We start from the raw sequence: 20,515 nt of genomic DNA on the forward strand, positions 1-20,515 counted from the left end.
TCATGAAAAAGCACCTAATTGCATTAACCATAATCAGCACTTTAAGTCTATCTACTCAAACAATGGCCAACAACGAGATTCAAGCAAGCGAGCGAAATGGCAAAACCGAAATGATTGGTTTTGGCTCTGGCGCGGCAGTCGGCGCTTTAGTTGGTGGACCTATTGGCGCATTTATTGGCGGTTTTACTGGAGTTTGGATAGGCAAATCGGTTGCCGATGAAGAAGAGTTAGCCGCCCAACAACAACAACTGGGCGAGCAGCAACAAGAAATTGAAGTACTGGCAAAACGCAGCGAGCAGTTAGAGTCACTTACTCAGCAACATGCCCGCGTGAATGCTCAGCTTTCTCAGCTAAAAATGGCACAACAGCAAAAACTTGAAGAGCTAGCCATTGGTTTGAATGTGCAGTTCAAAACTGGTTCGTCGGTAATTGAGCCTCACTTTAAACAACAGCTTGACGATGTGGTATACGCCATGAGTTTAGCGCCCGATTTAAAACTCGACCTTACTGGTTATGCCGATCGCCAAGGTGACTCAAGTTATAACCAAGCCTTATCGGAGCAACGTTTAGCTGAAGTTCGCCGCTACTTAATTAATAACGGTATTGCTGAGTCGCGCCTGCATTCGAAAGCCTTTGGCGACACCGCTCCTTTAAAAGCCGAAGCTAACTTAGAAAACAACTTCTTTGACCGCCGAGTCACCTTAAAGCTGATGTCTGACCGAGGCATGTTGGCCGCACAGTAATAATGGCAGCTAAAGGAGATAGCGTTATGAAAATAGATCTACTGAAAATCAGTACCCGCTTTTGCTATAGCGTCTCTTTTGGCGGCGCATTCATCATATTATGGGCGGCCTTTGTGTCGCCCAGCCAAGCGGCACTGCACACTGAGCGAGATGTTGTTGAACAATCTGAGCAAGCCAGCTTGGTGTATTTCGATAGTAATGGGCAGCGCCAGTACAGCTTGCCTTTGTCTACAAAGGTAAACATGCAAGTCTCTGGCATGACCAATAGAGTTACTTTGAGCCAAACTTTTATCAATGACAGTGAGCAGTGGGTAAACGGCACTTATATGTTTCCTTTACCCAATAATGCCGCGGTCGATCAGATGCAGCTGGTGGTAGGAGAGCGCGTTATTGAAGGGCAGATTCAAGAAAAGAAACAAGCCAAACGCACTTTCGAAACAGCCAAAAAGCAGGGCAAACGCGCTAGTTTGATTGAGCAGCTGCGGCCAAATATTTTTACCACTGCAGTAGCTAATTTAGGGCCAAACCAAAGCTTGGTGGTGAAGATATCGTATCAGCAGCAACTCAGCTATGAAGATGGCGAATTTAGCTTGCGTTTTCCTATGGTGGTGAATCCACGTTACAGCCCACAAATTTTCAAAGACCAAACCCGAAGAACGCTGGCCGATGAAAGCGAAATGCCCTTGTCTTTAGCCAGTTTGCTGCAGGAGCCTTATCAACAAGAAAACAACAGTAGTGAGTTTAACCAGGCTTATCAGCTATTGCGCCATAGCGCTCGCCAATATGCGCAGGCTGGAAGCCAACCCTCACTCAAGGCAGATTTGCATATAGCGCTAAATAGTGGCTTTGAGCTCGAAACCTTAGATAGCCTTTATCACCCAATAGATAAGAGCATTCGTAGTGACGGTACCATCGACATAAGCTTGCTCGATAGCAAAGCCAATCGTGACTTTGTTTTAAAGTGGCGACCCATAGTGGGCAGTCGACCAGAGGCGGCCTTGTATAGTCAAACCGGTTTAACTCACTCAAGCACTCAATTGCCTGCCAAAGACGACTATGCCTTGTTAATGCTGATGCCACCACAAGGCAAGCCTACCGATATTATCGATATTCCCAGAGAATTGATTTTAGTGATTGATACCTCTGGCTCAATGTCGGGAGAGTCGATGATTCAAGCGCGTGAGGCCTTGCATGAAGCCATGTCTGGATTAGCAGAAAGGGATTTCTTTAATATCATTGAGTTTAATTCAAACTATCGTCGTTTTAAGCCCAATGCAGTTAGCGCCAATGCTAGCAATAAAGCCAAAGCGCGCCGCTTTATTAATGGCTTAAGCGCTAATGGCGGAACCGAAATGTTTGGTGCACTTAACGCTGCGCTCAGTGATCCCAAACAAGCAGCCTCAAACGCCTTACGCCAAGTGATTTTTATTACTGATGGAGCAGTGAGCAATGAACAGTCATTGTTTGAGCTAATCGATAATCGCCTGGCAGATAATCGTTTATTTACCATAGGCATTGGCTCTGCACCTAACTCTCATTTTATGCAGCGGGCTGCCGAGTTGGGGAAGGGCACCTTTACTTACATTGGTAAGCAAAGTGAAGTAAAGCATCAAGTTACACGTCTGTTTAAGCAAATTGCTCACCCTGTGGTGAGTGATGTTAAGTTGGCATTTAGTGATGGTACGGTCCCTGAATACTGGCCGGCTAACATTCCAGATCTCTATTTAGGGCAACCGCTAATGCTGAGCATAAAACTGCCTAGCGGCGCGCATCCGCAACTGGTGGTGAGTGGCAATATTGATGGGCAATTTTGGCAACGTAGTCTTAATTTGCAAACCAAGCAGCCGGCAGCTGGCTTAGATTTGCTGTGGGCTCGCCAATATATTGCAGCCTTGGAGCTAAGTAAAAGCCACATAAATCAACAGCGTGTAGAACAGCAAGTATTGGCCTTGGCACTTAAGTATCACCTAGTGAGCTCGCAAACCAGTTTGGTTGCAGTAGATGTAACGCCTGCTAGGCCGGCAAACCTACCTGTTGTAAATAAACAAATAGATGGTGGAATGCCGCATGGTTGGCAGCCTCCTGCCGCTTTGCCTCAAACCTCAACCGCAAGCCGTTTACACATTTTGTTCGGTTTAGCTCTGCTAATTGCTGCCATGTTAATGCTTAGAGAAAAGCCTTTAGCAGTGCTCGCTAAGTTTAAACCATAAACGCAGCTAGAGAGTCGCCAGCTAAAAAAGCTGGTGGCTACTCAAATCTCTACTTTTCACAATTTACTGCTTTTGGGGAACATTATGAGCATTAGTTTTTTAGCTAAACATCCAGTGCCATGTAGTCTATTTTTGCTAGGCATTTTGGTACTAGGTCACGGCGCTTATATTCAAGCGAAGGCATATTTGGCGCAGTTTTTAATTGCACAAGCTTGGCAGCAAACCTTAGATGACCAACAAATACATAAACCTTGGCACTGGGCCGATACCTATCCAGTTGCAAAACTTAGCTTTGTAACCAAACAAGAAAGTATTGGTTTTAAGCATCAGGTTGAATCGGTTTATGTATTAGCTGGCGCATCGGGCAGAACCTTGGCTTTTGGTCCTGGCTTAGTGTTAAGCGGTGCTCCTATTGGGGAAGTAGGTAATACTGTTATTGCCGGGCACCGTGATACACATTTTGCTAACTTAGCCGCAGTTAATAAAGGTGATTTATTACAAGTAGAAGCCAAGAACGGTGACATACTGCTTTATCAAGTAGTGAATACACAAATTGCTCATCAAAGTGATACCCAGTTTATGGCGCCCAGTGACGATAACCGCTTAACCCTAATCACCTGTTATCCCTTCAACCAACTGAGTGGCGGAGCAGAGCAGCGCTATATTGTAGAAGCGCTGCATGTGAATAAACCTGCGGCTATATAAGCCAACGGTGACGACTAATGCCGCCGACTGTGTTGTTCGCGGTATTGCTCGGGGGTTCTGCCTGTCCATGCGGCAAAGGCGCGATAAAAAGACGTTGCTTCATGAAACCCGAGCAAGAAGGATACTTCAGAACTTGAAATAACCGTTCGACTTAAGTAAAACTTGGCTAACTCTTGCCTTGTTTGATTTAACACCCCTTGGTAATTAACCTGCTCGGCACTGAGTTTTCGTTGGAGGGTGCGTTTGCTCATTGCTAACTCGCTGGCAACGTTTTCTATTGATACCTGACCACTGGGAATGAGCTCCAGCAGGGCACTTTTAACCCTTTGTTCGGTAGCTACATTGCTTTCTATCTGAGATAAGCGTTTTTTTAGTTCAGGCTCAAAGATGTTCCACATACCATTGTTTTCGGTGAGAAATGCTTGCTCTGTATCACTGGTGCGAAAAGCTAAACTGAGCGTTTCTCCAGAGCTCACAGCAACACCAAAATATGTTTGGTATTGTTGGCCGGCGGTAATGCCTTTAGGGCAAGTAACGGTTAGAGGCTGAATATGTTTTCTTGTTGCTGTACGGAGTAGTTGAGTAAAAAACACCGCTTCCATTAATACTAAACTTCGACACAGACTTTGTTGTTTATCTAAGGGCTGTAAGCTTAAGCGAGTAAGCTCTTGGTCGGTTTCTATCTCAAGCTTTAACGGCGCGATTAGCGGTTTAAACTGCTGCAGGCGCATTAAGGCTACTTTAAAGTTGGGGCTGCATAAGCTGGCAAAGATAGGTGGGTCAAAGGCTTCAACACAAAAACTATCAGCAAAACATAGCGCTATGTCCCTGTCGCCAACTAGTTGGTCCAAACTATTCCAAAACCGAAAGTATTCGCTACTGGTAAGCATTGCGCCTTCTCGAGTGAATAAATCTGCAGGCAGTTTAGCAATTCGAAGTAGTTCACTGGAGGAAATACCAAAGTCGGCGAGCATTACTTGCCAACCTTGATGAAGCGGAAATTTTGAAGCAGGTTTCATTGTTTCTCCAAAATGGAAGGCTTAGCTAAATTTACTAAGCCTAAGCATTTATCTTATGCGGTCTTTTCCATTGCTTGGCGAGATAGCTTTAATACTAATTTACGTGGCAATAATGGAATAATCCAGTTGAGCATAAAATGTAAGCTAGCCTCGTTAATTACTAATAGTTGACCCTTTTCCATGGCTTGATAGCCACATTTTGCTACTGATTCAGCACTCGCTGCATTTTTCCAAGCATCTACGCCTTGTAGGTTGCCGGCTTCGACAAAACCAGTGTTTACTGTTCCTGGACACAGCACGGTAACGGTAACGTTTGTATCTGAAACTTCTTCTGCAAGTGCTTGAGAAAATGAGGTGACATACGCTTTACTGGCGTAATACACCGCTTGTAAAGGCCCCGGTAACATTGATGCTGTTGAAGAAACGTTAAGAATTTTACCTTTGTTTCTGGCTACCATGCCTTGTAAGTAAAAATGGCTAAGCTCGGTTAAGGTCACCATGTTTAGTTGCATCATCGCTTGTTCGGCTGCGAGGTCGCGCTCGTGAAACTTACCATGACCACCAAAACCTGCGTTATTGATTAACACATCGACCTGAATAGCTAAACTTTCGGTGTGCTCGAGCAATGTTTTGGCTGCATCGGTCTTGGCTAGATCCTGGGCAATAACTGTCACTGATACTTTATATTGATTCTCCAGCTCTACTTTTAGTGTTTCTAGGCTTTGTTTACTTCTTGCTACAAGAACTAAATCACCGCCTTTTGCGGCATGTAAGTACGCAAATTGTTTGCCTATGCCACCTGAAGCACCAGTGATTAAGGCGACGTTATTTGTTTGCAAAGTCATGTTGTGTTCCTAGCTGCTGTAGTTATTTTATGTAGCCAGTTTATTAGCCGAAAAGGACAAAATCTTTTCCGATAACGACACTTTACTAGCCATTCGTGCCAAAACACAAAAAGCAAAATGCTTAATGCGAAAAAGGCCGCTATTGCGGCCTTTAGTTGTTTATCAGCGATAAGCTTTTAGCTAAGTACTAGGGTGTTGGGGAAGAACTGCGTCCAAATGCCATAGTGAACACCATTATGAGTTGCCACTTGTTTACCTTCACTATTAAGCAGCTTTACAATTTCGCCATCGGTTTCTATTTGTAAGGTTTCTCCGCCAAACTCAAAAGTAAAGCCATTGTTATTTCTAGCAAAGCCTGGGTCGATAGCAATTTGCTCGCTGCCATTGTCATAACCAAATACTTCTAGTTTTGGATTTAAGCGAGTATCGTCCAAATTCAAGGTATCAAAGATGAAATCTGGGTTTTCAATGTTACGTTGGTTCTTAAGTGGTTGTTCGAATAAACCCAACAATACTTCGTCGATTAAGCGTTCCATTCCATAAATGTAGACTTGAGCATCTGGGTACAAGGCTTTGGCAGTTTCCCACTCCATTTGGGTATTAGGGAGCACAGATGTTTGGTGCTCGGTAAACTCAGACTGCATAGTGATTTGCTGAATGGCAGTACCATTATTGATGTCTTTAAATACAAGGTTGTTATGTACTTGGCCTAATACCTGTAGGTTTGACTCACCCAAGCCATAGTCAGTTTCCACCACCATTGGCAGGTTTGATAAACCGCAGTAGGTAACGGCGTATTCGGTGCCATCTTGTTCAAAGCCAGCCACGTGCGGTACTTGTAAGTGATAGCGTGGGAAGATATAGCTTTGCTCACCCAACTCAACAACGTATACCCGTGAGTCTTCTTCAGGAATCAGTTTGTCAGCTTGCTCTACCGAGTAGTATTGCGCGGAAAACTGCTCTGTTGGAAACGCCGTTGGCATGGCATAAGATTGCGCCCAAAAGGTAACGGCGACTCCAGCAGTAGATAGCGCCATCCACATCGGCTTCCAATATTTCCCCTTGCTATTTGCCCACCATAAAATGCCTAGTGCAATGGCTTGCGCAGCCCAAAAGTAAGGCATATAGCGGAAATAGTGTAAAACCCAATCTCGGGGTACACCTATGGTTTGGCCTGGCTCGGTCATTAACACTGCACAAAAAATAGCAATTAGTGCCAATGTTAATGCATACAAATTAAAGAGTATTTTCATTATTCCTCCCCTGTGAGCAAATTGCTGTTAGCGCTTACGTCTGCTTCACCAATAACGCTGCACCTTTTGCTCTCGCTCACTTCACTTAATGAGTGGCAGTTAACTGCCGTTTCAATTCAAAACTTGGTTAAAGTTTTACATAGCGATGAGCTGGGAGTAATGCCCGTTTGTGGGAAGCATTGTTGCAAATAGTGAACGAATAGAAGCTTAAGCTAGTCATTCATAGAGGCTGTGGCTAAGTGTTGGTTGTTGGTCATTATTGAATGATGCCTCGTCCATAGAAGGGTAGATAAAAATCTTGTGCCATTATAATTAAATAAGTTAAAAGTAGGCAGCTGTTGAAACGCTTAGGCAAATCGTATTACCTTTAGGCAACCAACAGTCAATTATTCGGTAATGTATAAGGAACTATATTGTCGCGTCTGTCCCCGCAGCTTAATCGCATAAACAGCTTGCTTGCTTTTATTCATCAGAATATTGAGCAAAGCATGAGTGTGCATGATTTAGCCGCGCAAAGCTGTTGGTCGCGCTGGCAGCTGCAACGTATTTTTCAGGAACTCACCAATAAAAACTTAGCCAAGTATGTGCGTGAACAAAAGTTGAGCCGAGCGGCAGAGCAATTACTTGATGGCAAAATGCGAGTAACCGACATCGCACTGCAATATGGTTTTAATTCTGAAGTAAGCTTTAGCCGCGCCTTTAAACAGCATTTTGGGCTCGCTCCCGGCGCGTATAAACGCCGCGGTGACCGCCAAGGCATTAGTGCTCCAATGGTGCTAATGGACAACCCGCGCAGCCAAACTCAACGAATGATAGAGGTTCGCATTGAGAGTCGCCCCGCATTTAAGGTCTACGGTGTGGCGGGGCAAATAGATAATTTGTATACCCCCCAAGCAGATTTTAAGCTAAAAGTTCCTTCTTTATGGCGCAGTTTCCATCAGCTTTATCCGATGCAAAGTGAAGGGTTAACCGGTGTAGTAGACACCCTAAATATTCACGCTAGCGGTAAACTTAATTACTTGGCGGGTAGCCAGCAATTAAGCGAAGCCTCTGAACAGCTACAGTGCTGGAATGTACCACAGCAGTTGTATGCCATTGTTAGCCATACCGGGCTTATTCAAGATTTGGCTGCCACTATCGATTGGTTTATTCATCAATGGTTGCCAGAATCTGAATACCAAGGGGTAGATGGCTACGAGCTAGAATGTTATCCCGAGAACTACCAACCGCAGTCGCCAAGCGCGACTATGGAATACTTCCTACCTATTCAAAAATGATGATTTAAGTCAATCTCGCTGTAAATAATGCAAAAAATCTTGTTATTTGCACCAAATTGTTAAGTTTTTAAAATGTGATCTGTATAGAATTATAAATGAGAATCATTATCAGTAGCATTTAACTTTGCGTTAACAAGAGATAACAAACGGATCATGTTTAATACTAAAATCACTACCATTGCGATGCTGGTGGCCTCTGTAATGAGTGCACCAGCTTTGGCTGAAGAAGCCGCCATTAGCGAAAAACAAGCCGACGAAAAGCTAACGGTACTAGGAAAAACTTACCGTAATACGGCAACTAAAACAGCACTGTTGCCAGAAGAAACACCGCAGTCAATTTCAACCATTGATCGCGAAACCTTAGATTTACGCGGAGTAAACTCGGTTTCAGAGGCACTACGCTACACCCCTGGCGTGCACACTCAATTGCGCGGTGGGGCAGTTAATCGCCTAGATTTATTTAATATTCGTGGCTTTACTAACTATCAAAACTACTACGATGGTTTACAGCTGCAATACAATGCTTGGAATCTACAACCACAAATTGACGCCTTTGCGGTAGAGCAGGTAGAAGTCTTTAAAGGACCAACCTCGGTACTTTACGGCGCAATGCCGCCAGGTGGTATGGTTAACCTTATTGCCAAGCGCCCAACTATGGAGCGTGCTACCGATGTAAGCGTAGCATCAGGTAGTCATAACCTACTAGAAGCGACAGTTGATTCGCGCGGTCAAATAGGTGACAGCAATGTTGCTTACCGTTTCTTGGGTAAAGCGACTAAACAAGATGGAATGGCCGATACTTCTCAGCAAGAGCGTTACCTTATCGCTCCGTCGATTGATTGGCATGTGAGTGATAAAACGCTGGTTAACCTAAATGCTTATTATCAGAACGATCCTCATGCGGGTATTTACACCACCATGCCAGCTTATGGCACGGTGTTAGACAATCCGAACGGTAAGCTGTCGAAAAACTTATTCACCGGTGACGAAAACTGGAACAAGTTTGAACGCGAGTTTGGCTTGTATGGCTTTAAAATTAACCATGAGTTCAACAGTAATTGGACCCTGTTGCACGCTACTCGTTACCTAGATGCAAAAGCCTTACAGCACAACACCTACAATGTAGGTTTAGAGCCTACCGATGGCCGTACCGTATATCGCAGAGCTTATTTAACTGATGAAACGTCGAAGGGCTGGACTACCGATACGCAATTAAATGGTAACTTCACCACGGGTATGGTGGAGCATAGCTTACTGATTGGTTTTGATTGGCAGCAGCTAAAGTCTGAGGTGACTTACTACGATGGAGCAACAACATCCATTGATATTTATGCACCAGACAATAACCAACTAAACCCTAATGAGGTTTACGATTACATCAAAGGTAATCCAGATGGTTATAACCAAGTTAACAGTTACAAAACCACTCAAACTGGTGTGTATATTCAAGACCAAATGCGTATCGACCGCCTAATTGTTATGGCTGGTGCCCGCTTTGATCAATACAAAAGTGACAGTGTTTACCACCTAGCTGGTGACTACACCGACAGTGTGGATCAAAACAACACCTCTTACCGTTTAGGTGGCTTGTACGAGTTTGATAATGGTATTTCGCCATACATTAACTACGCCGACAGCTTTGAGCCAACGCCGGGAACAGACAAAGACGGTAATGCTTTTGAGCCTTCAACTGGCAGCCAATGGGAAGGTGGTATTAAGTATAGCTCGGCAGATATGAGCCAAATGCTTAACTTAGCAGCATTCCATATCACTAAAGAAGGTGCCTTAACTCAAGATCCAGATGGTGCTCCGCATCACCAGATTCAGGTTGGTGAATCGGTATCGAAAGGTTTTGAAGCGGAAGGTCGCTGGTGGGCAACTTCTAATCTGGATCTTACCGCAAGTTATACCTATCAAAATGTTGAGATCACTAAAGATAACTCAGGCTTAGAAGGTAAAACGCCGGTATGGGTTCCTGATCAACTAGCCAACTTATGGGCAAACTATCACTTCTTTGGTGGCAGCTTAGATGGCTTAACCTTAGGTGGTGGTGTGCGCTACATTGGCGAAACTCAAATTGATGCAGCCAATAGTAGCACCGTAGACGGCTACACAGTGGCAGACGTTTCAGTTAACTATGGCCTTGGCCGCTTAGGCAGCGGGTTAGAGAGCTCTGCGGTATCGTTAGCAGTAACCAACTTGTTTGATAAAGAGTCTTACAGTTGTTACGACACCTTAAATTGTTGGGCAAATGACGAGCGCCGTGTGGTTGCTCGACTAAAAATGGGCTTCTAAATAAGGGTTACGGAGCTAGCAAATTATTGCTAGCTCCGAGTAGTAATGACGGTAAATAGCGATAAACACTATAACCAAATGCTGCAACAATTTGCTGTTGCAGCTTTTGAGTTTCTGAGTCCTGTAGATTCGGCCGAACAATGGGTGCGCGAAGGCTCTGTAGATAGCATGGGTGAACTGTATCAGTTTTGGCAGTTACAGCATCCAGAAGCGGGCAAAATCTACTGGCAAAGTCGCAGTTGGAGCATGTTGGCTTGGCAACCTATCAGCCTTGCCTTGATTGCTTGTTACCAAGTGCAAGCCAGCCCCGATTTATCTCGTTTGAGTCAGCGTTATCATTTAGGCAATGTATTTGGTTATCGTTTTGAAGCTAACGAGTTAGCGCTTTGGCAGCAATTTGAGTCTGCTGCTTTACTACGTAAATCAATTGCACAATCTCTTCGAGTTTTGCTGGATCAGCTGCTAAAAGATTTTAGCCAAGTAGCTCGGATCAGCCCTAGTACCGCTTATCGAAATATCGCCGATGGGGTATTGGATATGATGTTGCGTGGAGCAAAAGCTGGCCAGCAAGTGATTAAGCCCGAACTTGTCGAGCATGAATTTCAACATTGGTTGCAAGATTTAGAACTGCCTCTTGAACCCCGAGCAACATTATTTGAAGACCCACAAGGTAGCCTGCAAGTTGCGAGGGTGAGTTGTTGTATGGATTATAAAAAACAGCAGGGGAGTTATTGTGTTGGCTGCCCATGCGAGCCGAAATAAAAGGCAGAACAATAAAGATGTATCAATTAAGCAAGATAAACGTTGAGCGTGATAATAGAAGCATATTGTCTATTGATGAACTAAGCATAGATCCCACCGCCTTTACCGTAGTGCTTGGACATAATGGCTCTGGTAAATCTACCTTGGTCAATCTGTTAACCCAGCAGTTTTCGCCAGATAGCGGTGAGATAAGCCTTAACAACAAAACCTTAGCCAGCTATAAAGCGCGCGAGTTAGCGCAATTGGTGGCTTATCTTCCTCAGCAACTACCGCAAGTTGCAGGTATGACAGTACATGAGCTTTGCAAGCTGGGGCGTTTCCCGTGGCGTGGAAGTTTTGGCCGCTGGCAGCCTCAAGATTATCAGGCAATTGAGCAGGCCATTGAACAAACCGATTTAGTTGAATATCGGAACAGTTTTGTCGATGAGCTAAGTGGCGGCGAGCGCCAGCGCGCATTTATTGCGATGTTATTGGCGCAGCAGTCGCCCTTATTGGTACTTGATGAGCCGACTTCAGCCTTAGACATTAGCCATCAATATCAGCTTATGGAGCTGCTTCAATCGCTCAACAAACAAACTCAAAAGGGCATGGTGGTAATTATTCACGAACTTAATTTGGCTTTGCGCTACGCCACCAATGTTATTGCCTTAAAACACGGCAAAGTGGTGTTTTCTGGCCCTAAAAGTTTGTTGGAGAATGAAGCGACGCTATCCGATTTATTTGCCAGCAATATTAAGTTGCTTGAGCACCCTCAAGATCACACCAAGGTGGCAACAGTATGTTTGTAGCACTCACTCGTATTAGTTTAATTTTTTGCATATTTTCGGCTGCTGCTAAGGCAGACATCATGGTTGAAGATAGCCTCGGAACCCATAAACTGAGCGCGCATCCGCAAAGAGTTGCCGCGCTTAACTGGGATGTTGCCGAGCAAGTGCTGGAGTTGGGCGTTACACCTATTGCCATGTCTGACATTGGTGGCTATCAAGAATGGGTAGTACAACCCAAGGTACCGCAAGGTGTGGTGGATATTGGTACACGTACTGAGCCAAATTTGTCGTTACTGGCTGAACTAAAGCCCGACGTTATTCTTATTGCTTCTCCACAAAAAGACCTTATGGCGCGTTTATCGGCCATTGCACCAGTGCTGTTCTATCAAAACTACAGCGCTAAACACAAAAACGCTGACGCGGTGGTAGAGAACTACCTTCGAATTGCTCAGTTATTGAATAAAACAGAGTTTGCCCAGCAACGCTTGGCTGATACCCAACAAGAATTAGATACACTCTCCCAGCAGCTGCTTGAGGCTTATGGTGGAGAGCTGCCAGAAGTTGCTGCTATTCGTTTTGCCAGCACCAGCTCTGTTTATCTATATGATGAAAACTCTATTCCGGTGCATGCTCTCAATCGTTTAGGTATTCGTTCTGCCATGCCAGAGCGAGGCAGCCAATGGGGCGTGGCCAAAAAACGCATTACCGAACTTGCCCAAGTAGAGCAGGGCATGGTGTTGTATTTTGAACCTTTTGCTCATCATCAAGCCTTAGATAATTCTAGGCTGTGGCAAGCAATGCCTTTTGTTAAAAATCAACGAGTAAGCAGTGTTGCTGCAACTTGGAGTTATGGCGGCGCTATGTCGGTGTTGTATAACGCACGAGCTTTAACTAAAAGCTTACTGGAACTATCACCTCAATGATTAAAGCTTACTCCATCTCGCTTGGCGCGCTGCTGCTTGGTTTGGTATTAAGCCTAGTGTTTGGTAGCGATTTAGCTTTTCAGCGGCAATGGCAATTGATTGGCGGTGTTGAGCCTGAACAATTTATAGATTTTGCTTACCTATACTCACTGTTGCCACGTATGACCATGGCCTTAATGGTTGGGGCAAGTTTAGGCTTAGTGGGAAGCTTAATGCAGCAGCTCACTCAAAACCCTTTGTTGTCTCCGTTAACTATGGGAACCTCTTCAGGGGCTTGGCTAGCCTTGGTGATGCTTAACTTATGGGTGCCGCTTGATATAGCCGATTTAAGTGCGGCGGCCGCGATGATTGGTGCAATGTTCGCCATGTTTTTGGTCATCGCCATTGTAGGTATACGCAACCTTAGTGGCTTGCCAGTCGTGCTGGCCGGTATGGCGGTAAACATTGTTTTAGGAGCGGTGGCCACCGCAATCATTTTGCTGAATGAGCAATTTGCTAGCAATTTATTTATTTGGGGCGCTGGCGATTTAGAGCAAAATGATTGGTTTTGGCCGCTTTGGTTAGCCCCTCGTTTGTTGCCCGCCATTTTGATTTTTCTATTAGCCCCGCGGGTACTGAGTTTACTTAAACTTGGCCAGCAAGGCGCAGCGGCACGTGGTTTAAATGTAGTGCCAATGTTTTTGCTGTTATCGGTAGTGGGCGTGTGGTTAGTGGCGGCCAGTATTACTGCAGTAGGAGTGATTAGTTTTGTTGGGTTAATTAGCCCTAATATCGCGCGGCGCGTAGGCGCAAGAACAACCAGCAATGAACTATGGTTGAGCTGCATTATTGGTGCATTGCTATTAGTATTCACCGATTTATTAGCCAATGCCTTAAGTGAGCAAATTGGTGATGTTGTGCATAGTGGTATTGCAGCTGCACTGGTTGGTGCGCCAATACTTATAGTGTTATGCCAGCGGCAGTTGCGCGCGCAAGATCAGCTTTCTTTAAGCTTACCTCAATCAAGATTGCGTTGGCGTAATCGTTATTATGGCTTAGCTGCTTTTATTATTGCTTTAATTGCTTTGCTGTCTTTACTGGGACAGCATAATGCAGGAAGTTGGAGCTTAGCGATCCCAGATGCATTCAACTGGTTATTACGCTGGCCTCGCTGGTTAACTGCAGTATCGGCTGGTGCAGCGCTAGCTGTGGCGGGGTGTGTATTACAACGTTTAATTTTTAACCCTCTAGCTAGCCCGGACATATTAGGGGTTTCTGCTGGGGCTACTATGAGCTTGGTAGGTTTAACCGTTATCACTGGTGCCAGTATTTTTAGCGCATCTCCCTGGGTGGCTATATTAGGCAGTACCATTGTATTAGCCCTATTGTTTTTGTTTAGTACTTATCGGCAGTTTTCTCCGGCCAAACTGGTTCTGTGTGGTATTGCGTTAGCGGCATTGATTGAAGGCTTAGTGCACTTTGCGTTAGCCAGCGGCCAGCAAGAGATATACGAGATTTTGGCTTGGTTGGCAGGTTCTACCTATCGGGTTAGCCCAGAAGCCGCATTACGCTTAGCTGCAGTAAGTTTTGTGGTAATTTTAGGTTTGTATGTGTTACATCCTTGGCTAAGTTTGATTTCGGCTGGTCGATCGTTTGCACAAGCAAGAGGCCTAGCTGTGCCCAAAGCTTATGTGTTGATGTTACTGGGAGTAGCCTTACTGTGTGCCATGGTAACTGCTACCATGGGGCCGGTAGCATTTGTGGGTTTGCTAGCGCCACATGTTGCGGTAATGCTAGGGGCGCGTTTAGCTAAACAACAGATTATTGTGTCTGCCTTGGTAGGGGCTTTATTGTTGTCTTTTGCAGATTTGATAAGCCAATGGATTTTTTATCCTAGCCAAGTGGCTGCTGGAACCTTGGTATCAATTATTGGTGGTATTTATTTTATCGCCTTATTGGTGCGTGGTCAGCGACAGGCCAGAGCTTAATCAATGAAAATGAGAATTAATTACGCTACACTCGGCGCGTATTACTATTGCTGCCAGCGCTTAATCAGTGCTGGTTCTATTAAACGATTGGAAGTATTCATGTTTAGTTATCTACTTCGAGTCAAATGGTTGTTATTAACAGCCAGTTTGATGACAAGCATTTCCTTTGGCTCGCAAGCCGAGCAGTTAGATCAAGCACGCAAGATTGAAGGCGAGATTGTTGACCAAGCAAAACACAGTCAACAACGTATCGACCAATCAAGTGATCAGGCTTTGGCCTTAGCGTCAGAGATTCAAGCGCTTGAGCGAGAAGTGAGCCAACTAAAGGTATACAAAAATCACCTTAGTCGTTTAGTTGAAAGCCAGCAAAGTGAGCAGCATAGTTTACAAGAACAACTCAATGAAATTGGCTCAACTCGCTTGGGAGTAGTGCCACTTATGTATCAAATGCTCGAGGGGCTAGCCCAATTACATGAGCAAGATTTGCCGATCCGCAGTGAGGCTCGCCAGCAGCGCCTAGCAAAGTTAAATACGCTAATGAGCCAAGCGGATGTTAGCGACTCAGAAAAGTATCGTCGGATATTAGAAGCCTATCAAATTGAATTGGATTACGGCTTGAAATTAGGCAGCTACGAAGCGCAAATTGATCTTGATGGCCCACGCCAAGTAGAGCTGTTAAATCTAGGCAGAGTGAGTTTGGTGGCGCGTAGTTTAGATCATCAACAGTATTGGGCATGGCATCAAAATAGCCAGCAATGGCAAGTTATCGAAAGTAAGCAACATAGCAATGTAGGCTTAGCCTTTGATGTAGCGAATAAAGTCGCGGCACCGAGTTTATTAGTGCTGCCACTGGCGCTAAATACGGAGGCTAATCAATGAAACCCTTTGTATTGATAACACTGCTGGCTTTAAGTAACAACGCTGCTTTGGCAGAACAAACCTTACTAAGCACCACGCAACAAGCTCAGCAGCAAGAGTTACAGCATAACCAAGCAAGAGAGCAAGGTTTTGAGCAAGATTTAGCGCAGCTTAAAGCGCGCCAGCAAGCTTTATTGGCCGAGCGTGATGCCTTACAAAAGGATACAGATAGTTTAAGTGATAGTTTCACTGACAATGAAAAAACCTTAGCAGAATTAGAAACCGAGCTACATTTAGCTTCGGGTAGTTTAGGCGAGCTATTTGGTGTAGTGAGGCAAGCCGCTAAAGAGCTCAAACTAGAGTTACAAACTAGCGCATTGGTGGCGAATCAGCCAGAGGTGTTATCCACCTTAGATCAAATAGAGCAGGCGCGCGCGCTGCCTTCCATGGTTGAACTAGAAGGTTTGTGGCAAGCATTTGATAGCACCATTCAAGCTAGTGGCCGTATCGAACACCTGCAGTTGCCTTATTTTGATAACCAAGGGCAGTTACAGCAGCAGAAGTTTTGGCGTTTAGGCGGCTTTGGTTTGGTTAACGAGCAAGGATATGCTCGCTGGGATGGTAAGCAAGCTAAGTCTTTTATTGTGCAGCCTGAACTTGCGCCTACGGTTACAGAGTTACAGCAAGCACCGGGCAAGTTTGTGAGCTTGGATCCAAGCCATGGAGGTTTGTTGCAACAATTGGCCGAGCAACCTACTTTAGCTCAGCGTTTTGCCCATGGTGGGGTAGTAGGTAAAGTTATCGCACTATTGTTTGCATTAGGAATGCTGATTGCTTTATATCGAGGTATTCGTTTACTCATCATTCGCAGTCAAATTCAGGCTCAGCTAAAGCAACCTGCTAATCCAAAAGATAATCCTTTAGGCCGAATATTACAGGCTTATAAAGCCGACCAAGACCAAGCTGTAGAAGCAATAGAGTTGCGTTTACTTGAGCAAATTGTAGATGAACAGCAGCAACTAGAGCGTGGCTTAAGCATGATTAAACTGCTTGCAGCGCTAGCACCAATGTTGGGGTTATTGGGTACAGTAACTGGAATGATTGAAACGTTCCAGGTGATTACTCAGTTTGGCAATGCTGATCCTAAAGTAATGGCAAGTGGCATCTCGATGGCCTTGGTGACGACTGTTCTTGGGCTTATTTCTGCTATGCCTTTGTTGTTCTCGCACAATGTATTGCATGCACAAGCCGAGGCTATTCGTAACATACTCGAGAAGCAAAGCTTGGGATTGGTTGCACAGCGGGCAGAGGCAAACCATAGCTTAAAGGCTGTAAGTAACAATGCTGCTTGAGCTAATCAACCAGCTACCTGACTGGGCCAATATTAACGAGTTTATGCTGCGGGGCGGGCCGGTACTTTGGGCTTTAGTTGCCGTGGTAGCTGGTTTTTGGTTACTTAGTTTAGAGCGTTTGCTGTTTATAGTGTGGGATTTTCCGCGCTTGCAAAACGTCTGGAAGTCTCGCTGGGAAGCCCGTGAAGAGCAGCATTCTTGGCTGGCTTTGTGGCAGCGCAACGCTTGGTTGAGCGAAGCAGAAAACGCTTTGAAAAGAAATTTTAATCTTTTGAAATTGTTGGTGGCACTTTGCCCTATGTTAGGTTTACTGGGCACGGTAACTGGGATGATCGTGGTATTTGATACCATGGCTAGCCAAGGAAATGCCGATCCGCGATTAATGGCAGCAGGCATTGCTAGAGCAACACTACCTACCATGGCTGGCATGGTCGCAGCCCTTACCAGTATGTTTATCTATTCACGTTTATCGCGGTTAAGCCAGCGTAAACAGCTACATTTAGAAAAGCTTTTAAGGAGTCGTCGATGAGGTTAGGTCATCGCAGGCAACAGCACGAAGAAGCGCAAGTCGACCTTACGTCGATGCTGGATATTGTATTCATTATGTTGATTTTCTTCATTGTGACTAGCTCATTTGTTAGAGAGTCGGGCATGGAAGTGCAAAGGCCGCAGGCGAGTAATGCGGTTGCTCAAGCTAACGCTGGAATTTTTGTGGCAGTGGATGCGCAAAACCGGATCTTTATCGATCAACGCATGATTGACGTAGAGCGAGTTCAAGCTAATTTGGAGCATTTACTGTTAGAACAACCTAGCGCTAAGCTGGTTATTCAGGCCGATAAACATGCCTATAATGGCACAGTAGTAAAAGTGATGGATGGCGCTAAAGCTGCCGGTATTCAAGACATCGCTTTGGCCACCGAGGCGCCATAATGCTGCGTTTGTTGTTAATCAGCCCCTTAGCGGTGTTGTTAGCTATTAGTCTGTTTGTAGCGATGAACTCTATGGTGCATTTTCAACGTAGTTTGCCGGAAGATAATTCAACGAAGCCGAATTTGTTTATTCAGCTGCAACAGCCTGAAAGCATCGCCCAGCGTAGACAGCGCCGCTTACCTGAGCCGCCAGAACCGATGCCGGAAGCGCCAAGTTCAAGCGCTACCAGTGCACCTGAGCAAGCGTCTAGCAACGATCAACAACTTAATACTTTGGCGATGCCAAGTATTAACTTTGAAAGTAATGTTAGTGCGCTAAGCTTATCGGCACCCAATTTACCTATGGTTGCCAACGTTCAACAGCAAGACATTTTGCCACTGCATCGGATAGAGCCTAAATATCCAGAGCGGGCTAAACGACGCAATATTGAAGGCTATGTGAAGTTCAGTATCACTATCAATGAGGCTGGGCGTGTAACAGATATTAAGGTCTTAGATGCCAAACCCAAAGGCGTGTTTGAACGCGAAGCATACAAAGCGTTGTCGCGATGGAAGTACCAACCACAAATGGTAAATGGTAAAGCCACAAAAATTACAGATCATACTGTTATTATTGATTTTGAGGTCCCAGCTGCAGATGATTAGGATCTTATTGGCTACTTTAATGTTTTGCGGGCTAAGTTCTGGGCCGCTATTTGCTCAAGAATTAAGTCGGAATACAGCAGAACGGGTGCAACGAGTATTTCAGTTACAACAAGATGGCGAACTCGCTAAAGCCATTTCTCAGTTAGAACAACTCAAGCCCAGCGCTAAATATGACCAAGCTTACATAGCTCGAATGTTGGGAATTTATTATTGGCAAGACGAGCAGGTAGCGTTATCTAAAGCAAAACTGGCAGAGGCTGTGAAATTGCAAGCGTTTCCCCCACAACAGGCTTGGGAAACGCGAAACATGCTGGCCGAAATACTACTTAGTGAGCAACTGATTGATGAGGCATTAAGCCATTTTGAGATATTGTTGACTCAAGTTCAGCAGCCGGAGTTAGAGCTTAATATTAGTCCCTCACAAACGCTTAATTTACGCGCTAATTTAGCTTACGCTAATTATCAACAACAAAACTGGCAAGCGGTGTTAGATCATTTAGCCGCGCTAGAACAGCTGCAAGTGTTAGATAAAAACAATCTAAGTATGCGTTTTATCGCTCAAGTGCAGCTAAAGCAGTTAAAAGCGGCGATCATCACCAATCAAGCTTTACTGGTGTTAGAGCCAGAAACGCTGCGTTGGTGGCAACAACTAAGTGCTTTGTACAGCCAAACCCAGCAACATCAAAAAGCCTTAGCTACCTTGGTTTCTGCAGAGCGTTCGGGATTAGCCTTGGGGGAGAGCTTGTTACGCCATAAAGCCCAGTTATATGCGTACCTGAGAGTGCCAGAAAAAGCAGCTTTGAGTTATGCCCAATTGGCTGATGCGGATTCTGATGTGGCATTGCTGCTTCGCCAAGCACAACTTTGGCAGCAAGCAAGAGAATGGCAAAAGTCAGCGAAGTATTGGCAACTGCTTGCTGAGCATAAGCCTGAGTACAATCTGCAGTATGCTCAGGTGTTGTTATTGAGCAGTCAATATACTCAAGCTATTGAGGCTTTAAAATTGGCTGATCCGCAAGAACAACAAGCTAAATCGCAGCTATTATTGGCTGAGATTTACTTAGAGACAAAAGATTACTCACTGGCTTATGCTGCTGCTCAACGTGCGCATAACCTTGAACAAAGCTCGCAAAGCGAGCGCTGGTTAAACTATTTAGAAGCCTTAGTTGCCGATACAAAAGCTTAAGCAAACCAAGCTAACCGGAAAGAAAGGCCAAGGGCAACAAAGCCAACACTGAGCAAAGTAACAGCGATGATATGCAAAGCCATATCCCACAAGTTATTGCTCGATAGTTTAGGTAAAACGCGCAATTTGGCATCTAAGGCTAAACCAAAGGTTAAAGCCAATAATAGTAGTTTACCGGCAATGCCGTGGCTTATAGGGTTACTCATGCTAAACCAAAGGCTCACATCGGGGAGCCAATGATAAGCCAGTAAAAGCCCTGTAATCACTTGAATAATTAACGCTGGCATTCCTACCTTCTCAAAAGCTTGCTCAAAATCTAGCAGCATTTCTGGTGATTTAGCTCTTAATACTTTGGGTAATATCACCAAGCAAAGCACGATATGTCCGCCGGTCCAAATAGTTGCTGCGATGAGGTGGGCGAGTAGCAAAAGGCTGTATGTCATTAGGTTTCCTTACCTTGGGTAGTTGTTTGCACTATAAGCGAATGGCTAGCTTGTAACCTTGATAATTATCATTCAAATACGAATGTTAATTGTTTTTGTTACTGAGTTTTGGAGGACATCAGGTTGTACGGTTTTTGAGGGTAGGTTGGCTTTGAAAGGTGGTAACTAAAGGGCTTTGCTTAGGCTAGCTTGAACTTGGAAAGCGTTTATTGGCTCAAGCAAAAGCAGATGTTTTGCAGGTAACAAAAAGCCCGTAGCTCATTGAGCTACGGGCTGCTATTTGGTCGGAACGAGAGGATTTGAACCTCCGACCCCCGACACCCCATGATTATTCTC

Annotated in this window: 19 protein-coding genes; 15 read left to right on the forward strand and 4 right to left on the reverse strand. The window is 44.9% G+C overall.

Annotation, left to right across the window (positions count from 1 at the left end; genetic code table 11):
• Positions 1-2 precede the first annotated feature (2 nt).
• From pdsO to OAG1_RS08805, 3 genes are all read left to right on the forward strand, one after another.
• On the forward strand, positions 3-743 hold the full coding sequence (gene pdsO, locus OAG1_RS08795; RefSeq protein WP_338625802.1) for a sortase-associated OmpA-like protein PdsO: 741 nt from the start codon (positions 3-5) through the stop codon (positions 741-743).
• A 26-nt stretch (positions 744-769) separates the two neighbouring features.
• On the forward strand, positions 770-2,953 hold the full coding sequence (locus OAG1_RS08800; protein WP_338625804.1) for a marine proteobacterial sortase target protein: 2,184 nt from the start codon (positions 770-772) through the stop codon (positions 2,951-2,953).
• 84 nt (positions 2,954-3,037) lie between these two features.
• Complete coding sequence (locus tag OAG1_RS08805) at positions 3,038-3,658, forward strand: class GN sortase (RefSeq protein ID WP_338625806.1); 621 nt, start codon at positions 3,038-3,040, stop codon at positions 3,656-3,658.
• A gap of 14 nt (positions 3,659-3,672) precedes the next feature.
• Here OAG1_RS08805 and OAG1_RS08810 read toward each other — a convergent pair whose 3' ends face one another.
• From OAG1_RS08810 to OAG1_RS08820, 3 genes are all read right to left on the reverse strand, one after another.
• Positions 3,673-4,677, reverse strand: coding sequence for an AraC family transcriptional regulator ligand-binding domain-containing protein (locus OAG1_RS08810; protein ID WP_338625808.1), 1,005 nt, complete (start codon positions 4,675-4,677; stop codon positions 3,673-3,675).
• 53 nt (positions 4,678-4,730) lie between these two features.
• Positions 4,731-5,522 (reverse strand): SDR family oxidoreductase, encoded by a 792-nt coding sequence (locus OAG1_RS08815; RefSeq protein ID WP_338625810.1) that lies wholly within the window; start codon positions 5,520-5,522, stop codon positions 4,731-4,733.
• Between the two features lie 176 nt (positions 5,523-5,698).
• On the reverse strand, positions 5,699-6,775 hold the full coding sequence (locus OAG1_RS08820) for a DUF3179 domain-containing (seleno)protein (RefSeq protein ID WP_152781021.1): 1,077 nt from the start codon (positions 6,773-6,775) through the stop codon (positions 5,699-5,701).
• Positions 6,776-7,188: 413 nt separating this feature from the next.
• On the opposite strand from OAG1_RS08820, the gene OAG1_RS08825 reads away from it, so the two are divergent.
• The 12 genes from OAG1_RS08825 (at position 7,189) to OAG1_RS08880 (ending at position 19,736) form a co-directional block, all read left to right on the forward strand.
• Positions 7,189-8,052 (forward strand): AraC family transcriptional regulator, encoded by an 864-nt coding sequence (locus OAG1_RS08825; protein WP_016402593.1) that lies wholly within the window; start codon positions 7,189-7,191, stop codon positions 8,050-8,052.
• Positions 8,053-8,205: 153 nt separating this feature from the next.
• Positions 8,206-10,347 carry a TonB-dependent siderophore receptor gene (locus OAG1_RS08830; protein ID WP_338625816.1) on the forward strand — a complete coding sequence of 714 codons (2,142 nt, stop codon included), beginning with the start codon at positions 8,206-8,208 and terminating at the stop codon, positions 10,345-10,347.
• A 45-nt stretch (positions 10,348-10,392) separates the two neighbouring features.
• Positions 10,393-11,109 carry a siderophore ferric iron reductase gene (locus tag OAG1_RS08835; RefSeq protein WP_338625818.1) on the forward strand — a complete coding sequence of 239 codons (717 nt, stop codon included), beginning with the start codon at positions 10,393-10,395 and terminating at the stop codon, positions 11,107-11,109.
• Between the two features lie 17 nt (positions 11,110-11,126).
• A complete protein-coding gene (locus OAG1_RS08840; protein WP_338625820.1) occupies positions 11,127-11,897 on the forward strand; it encodes an ABC transporter ATP-binding protein in 771 nt (256 codons plus the stop codon).
• Positions 11,888-12,799: an iron-siderophore ABC transporter substrate-binding protein gene (locus tag OAG1_RS08845; RefSeq protein WP_338625822.1), complete on the forward strand. Its 912-nt coding sequence runs from the start codon at positions 11,888-11,890 to the stop codon at positions 12,797-12,799. The genes OAG1_RS08840 and OAG1_RS08845 overlap by 10 nt, the downstream gene beginning before the upstream one ends.
• A complete protein-coding gene (fhuB, locus tag OAG1_RS08850; protein ID WP_338625824.1) occupies positions 12,796-14,766 on the forward strand; it encodes a Fe(3+)-hydroxamate ABC transporter permease FhuB in 1,971 nt (656 codons plus the stop codon). Before OAG1_RS08845 ends, fhuB begins: the two co-directional genes overlap by 4 nt.
• Before the next feature lie 99 nt (positions 14,767-14,865).
• Positions 14,866-15,645, forward strand: a complete 780-nt coding sequence (locus OAG1_RS08855) for a DUF3450 domain-containing protein (protein WP_338625826.1) — start codon at positions 14,866-14,868, stop codon at positions 15,643-15,645.
• A complete protein-coding gene (locus OAG1_RS08860; RefSeq protein WP_338625828.1) occupies positions 15,642-16,976 on the forward strand; it encodes a MotA/TolQ/ExbB proton channel family protein in 1,335 nt (444 codons plus the stop codon). The genes OAG1_RS08855 and OAG1_RS08860 overlap by 4 nt, the downstream gene beginning before the upstream one ends.
• The gene (locus tag OAG1_RS08865; RefSeq protein ID WP_338625830.1) at positions 16,966-17,505 is read left to right on the forward strand and encodes a MotA/TolQ/ExbB proton channel family protein; all 540 of its coding nucleotides are present in this window, start codon (positions 16,966-16,968) and stop codon (positions 17,503-17,505) included. Before OAG1_RS08860 ends, OAG1_RS08865 begins: the two co-directional genes overlap by 11 nt.
• Positions 17,502-17,906 carry a biopolymer transporter ExbD gene (locus tag OAG1_RS08870; RefSeq protein WP_220721177.1) on the forward strand — a complete coding sequence of 135 codons (405 nt, stop codon included), beginning with the start codon at positions 17,502-17,504 and terminating at the stop codon, positions 17,904-17,906. Before OAG1_RS08865 ends, OAG1_RS08870 begins: the two co-directional genes overlap by 4 nt.
• The gene (locus OAG1_RS08875; protein ID WP_338625834.1) at positions 17,906-18,550 is read left to right on the forward strand and encodes an energy transducer TonB; all 645 of its coding nucleotides are present in this window, start codon (positions 17,906-17,908) and stop codon (positions 18,548-18,550) included. The genes OAG1_RS08870 and OAG1_RS08875 overlap by 1 nt, the downstream gene beginning before the upstream one ends.
• Entirely contained in the window at positions 18,543-19,736 is a 1,194-nt protein-coding gene (locus tag OAG1_RS08880) for a hypothetical protein (RefSeq protein ID WP_338625836.1), read from the forward strand. The genes OAG1_RS08875 and OAG1_RS08880 overlap by 8 nt, the downstream gene beginning before the upstream one ends.
• Here the strand turns inward: OAG1_RS08880 and OAG1_RS08885 are convergent.
• On the reverse strand, positions 19,733-20,179 hold the full coding sequence (locus tag OAG1_RS08885; RefSeq protein WP_338625838.1) for a copper resistance protein CopD: 447 nt from the start codon (positions 20,177-20,179) through the stop codon (positions 19,733-19,735). The two genes, OAG1_RS08880 and OAG1_RS08885, sit on opposite strands and share 4 nt — an antisense overlap.
• Positions 20,180-20,515: the final 336 nt, after the last annotated feature.

Origin of the sequence: Agarivorans sp. OAG1 (assembly GCF_037076485.1) — a bacterium.
Taxonomy (GTDB): domain Bacteria; phylum Pseudomonadota; class Gammaproteobacteria; order Enterobacterales; family Celerinatantimonadaceae; genus Agarivorans; species Agarivorans albus.

Excerpts from the sequence above, each read along its gene's own strand:
- OAG1_RS08805 (WP_338625806.1), top strand. The coding sequence starts at position 3,038 with ATGAGCATTAGTTTTTTAGCTAAACATCCAGTGCCATGTAGTCTATTT.
- OAG1_RS08875 (WP_338625834.1), top strand. The coding sequence starts at position 17,906 with ATGCTGCGTTTGTTGTTAATCAGCCCCTTAGCGGTGTTGTTAGCTATT.
- OAG1_RS08845 (WP_338625822.1), top strand. The coding sequence starts at position 11,888 with ATGTTTGTAGCACTCACTCGTATTAGTTTAATTTTTTGCATATTTTCG.
- OAG1_RS08835 (WP_338625818.1), top strand. The coding sequence starts at position 10,393 with ATGACGGTAAATAGCGATAAACACTATAACCAAATGCTGCAACAATTT.
- pdsO (WP_338625802.1), top strand. The coding sequence starts at position 3 with ATGAAAAAGCACCTAATTGCATTAACCATAATCAGCACTTTAAGTCTA.
- OAG1_RS08860 (WP_338625828.1), top strand. The coding sequence starts at position 15,642 with ATGAAACCCTTTGTATTGATAACACTGCTGGCTTTAAGTAACAACGCT.
- OAG1_RS08885 (WP_338625838.1), bottom strand. The coding sequence starts at position 20,179 with ATGACATACAGCCTTTTGCTACTCGCCCACCTCATCGCAGCAACTATT.
- OAG1_RS08800 (WP_338625804.1), top strand. The coding sequence starts at position 770 with ATGAAAATAGATCTACTGAAAATCAGTACCCGCTTTTGCTATAGCGTC.
- OAG1_RS08870 (WP_220721177.1), top strand. The coding sequence starts at position 17,502 with ATGAGGTTAGGTCATCGCAGGCAACAGCACGAAGAAGCGCAAGTCGAC.
- OAG1_RS08820 (WP_152781021.1), bottom strand. The coding sequence starts at position 6,775 with ATGAAAATACTCTTTAATTTGTATGCATTAACATTGGCACTAATTGCT.
- OAG1_RS08815 (WP_338625810.1), bottom strand. The coding sequence starts at position 5,522 with ATGACTTTGCAAACAAATAACGTCGCCTTAATCACTGGTGCTTCAGGT.
- OAG1_RS08865 (WP_338625830.1), top strand. The coding sequence starts at position 16,966 with ATGCTGCTTGAGCTAATCAACCAGCTACCTGACTGGGCCAATATTAAC.
- OAG1_RS08880 (WP_338625836.1), top strand. The coding sequence starts at position 18,543 with ATGATTAGGATCTTATTGGCTACTTTAATGTTTTGCGGGCTAAGTTCT.
- OAG1_RS08840 (WP_338625820.1), top strand. The coding sequence starts at position 11,127 with ATGTATCAATTAAGCAAGATAAACGTTGAGCGTGATAATAGAAGCATA.
- OAG1_RS08855 (WP_338625826.1), top strand. The coding sequence starts at position 14,866 with ATGTTTAGTTATCTACTTCGAGTCAAATGGTTGTTATTAACAGCCAGT.
- fhuB (WP_338625824.1), top strand. The coding sequence starts at position 12,796 with ATGATTAAAGCTTACTCCATCTCGCTTGGCGCGCTGCTGCTTGGTTTG.
- OAG1_RS08830 (WP_338625816.1), top strand. The coding sequence starts at position 8,206 with ATGTTTAATACTAAAATCACTACCATTGCGATGCTGGTGGCCTCTGTA.
- OAG1_RS08810 (WP_338625808.1), bottom strand. The coding sequence starts at position 4,677 with ATGAAACCTGCTTCAAAATTTCCGCTTCATCAAGGTTGGCAAGTAATG.